The organism is Pseudomonas sp. NFACC37-1, assembly GCF_900101575.1.
GTDB lineage: Bacteria > Pseudomonadota > Gammaproteobacteria > Pseudomonadales > Pseudomonadaceae > Aquipseudomonas > Aquipseudomonas fluorescens_AA.
The window spans coordinates 1-1,878 of record NZ_FMUZ01000089.1 but is presented as its reverse complement, the minus strand read 5'-3'; the positions used below and the strand labels follow the sequence as shown (position 1 = coordinate 1,878).

Genomic DNA, 1,878 nt, shown 5'->3' with positions numbered 1-1,878 from the left:
TCCGTGGGCCCGCCGCGAAGGGCCATCCATGGCCCAGCGCGGCTATCCCGGCATCCATGCCGGGATGCCCACTCCACAATGCCTGCGTTCGGCCATCGTGGTTAACGGGGCGTCCGAGATCAACGTCCACTGCGAGGCGGCCTTATAGCCGACCTGGTTTAGGGGGGACCGCGTTTCTCCTGTGGGAGCGAGCTTGCTCGCGAAGGACATCAACGATACAGGGTCTACTGCACGTTAATCGTCCAGTTCACATTGCAAAGCGACCTCAAAGTCCTGCCCCCCATAAAAAACGCCCAAGATGGAAACCTGCTTGGCATCAACGACAAAGGCAATCACGGTCCGCTTGCGGTAGTTTGTGATACGCAGCCCCGGGCGTATGTCGTCCCTCTGGTTGCCTCGGTGCGGGAACGTTCGTAGTTCTTCGCAATAGGTCACGATGGCGTTGGTATACCGCTGCGCGGTTTCTGGCGAAGCCGCCGTGGCAATGTAGCGATAGAGCGCAGCTAACTGCTCAAGGGCTTCCGGGACAAAATCAACGCTATACGCCATTACGATTGGATAGTGGCATTCTGGTGCTCTGCCGCCAATCGGGAGCGAACTTCATCGACGCTCAGCGCGCGTGAGGGGTCAGCTTTCAATGCATCGTAAGCGGGGGCTACTTGGCCTACGAGCCAGTTTTCCAAAGCGCGATCACGGGCCAGCAGCGCCCGGAGGCCATCACGAATGACTTCGCTTTCAGTGGCGTATTCACCGGCAGCAACCTTGGCTTTCACCACGTCGGCCATCTGGTTAGGCAGAGTTATGCTGAATTGTTGAGTGCTACGCATGATGGGCTTCCTGAATAAGATAGGATTTAATCCTACTCTGCTCTGAGGAATATGCACATGACTTCCTGAGTCAGCGATGACTGTAGGCGGACGGTAGGCGAGCCCGCTCGCGTTAATGGCGTGTCAGCCAACAGCTCTTGCCGCTGCGCCAACACTATCGCGAGCAGACTCCTCCCGCAGGATTTTTACTGCCCTTCGAGCCCGCGCTGTTCAATCACGCCAAAAACATCCGCTACATCCTGGACCATGATTCGGGCGATGTTGGTGTGGTGTTGATGTCGGTCTCGGCTGAATCGCGCAGTGTGGTGCAGGCCATCAGCGTCAGGTAGTCGAGGGTGGCGTGCAGGCGTTCGCTGGCGCAGGCATGGAGTTCGGGCAGTGGGGCGGTTTTATCGATGAACAGGACGGGGTGGGTGGTGGCGATTGGGGTTAGCGGGGTGAAGCTATTGGACGATTGATTCGACGTCATAAGGTTTAATTCCTCAAAAAAAGAAATGCCACCTTTTCGCTGCGAAACAAACGGGTGGCAGCTACGCGCGGGTTCGCAGACCGAAGAGGAATCAAACTCGGCAGACCCAAAGATCTCCCGCGCGCAACCGCCATAAAATGAACGCGGGCAAGTTTGCCTGAGTTTTCATTCGACGGTGTATTCCTCAATGGGCTGCGAAACCCTCCCACCGACCAAAGCCAGTAGGTGAACCAAACTATAGAAGGGGATTTTTGAGGCAACAACCGACCTGTAGGACGCCCGCAACCCCGGTGGCGAGGGAGCTTGCTCCCGCTCGGTGGCGCAGCCGCCGTAAACTCTGGGCATGGGGTCGGTCTGACGAAAAGAGGGGGCTGCTTCGCAGCCCAGCGGGGATAAATCCCCTCGCCACAAAGGGGGAGTTCCTACGAGATTTTCAGAAGGCCGGGGGAACGATCAAAATCTCCGACACCCCACAAATCCTAGTCGGCTGTCAGGCCGCCATCGCGAGCAAGCTGAACTGGTCAAGTAATCCCGGACACCGATTACGGTGTTTATGCCGCTTTTTGCTCCATGGCTATTGGC

Annotated in this window: 2 protein-coding genes and 1 pseudogene; all 3 read right to left on the bottom strand. The window is 57.3% G+C overall.

Going from position 1 to position 1,878, the window contains the following annotated elements; translation table 11 throughout:
• Window positions 1-234: 234 nt before the first annotated feature.
• On the bottom strand, window positions 235-549 hold the full coding sequence (locus BLP82_RS29990) for a type II toxin-antitoxin system RelE/ParE family toxin (RefSeq protein ID WP_072346299.1): 315 nt from the start codon (window positions 547-549) through the stop codon (window positions 235-237).
• Window positions 549-827 (bottom strand): ribbon-helix-helix domain-containing protein, encoded by a 279-nt coding sequence (locus tag BLP82_RS29985; RefSeq protein ID WP_092177191.1) that lies wholly within the window; start codon window positions 825-827, stop codon window positions 549-551. Before BLP82_RS29985 ends, BLP82_RS29990 begins: the two co-directional genes overlap by 1 nt.
• A gap of 185 nt (window positions 828-1,012) precedes the next feature.
• Window positions 1,013-1,296, bottom strand: a pseudogene (locus tag BLP82_RS29980) (fructose-bisphosphate aldolase).
• Window positions 1,297-1,878: the final 582 nt, after the last annotated feature.

Coding starts and splice junctions, on each gene's coding strand:
- BLP82_RS29990 (WP_072346299.1), bottom strand. CDS start 549: ATGGCGTATAGCGTTGATTTTGTCCCGGAAGCCCTTGAGCAGTTAGCT.
- BLP82_RS29985 (WP_092177191.1), bottom strand. CDS start 827: ATGCGTAGCACTCAACAATTCAGCATAACTCTGCCTAACCAGATGGCC.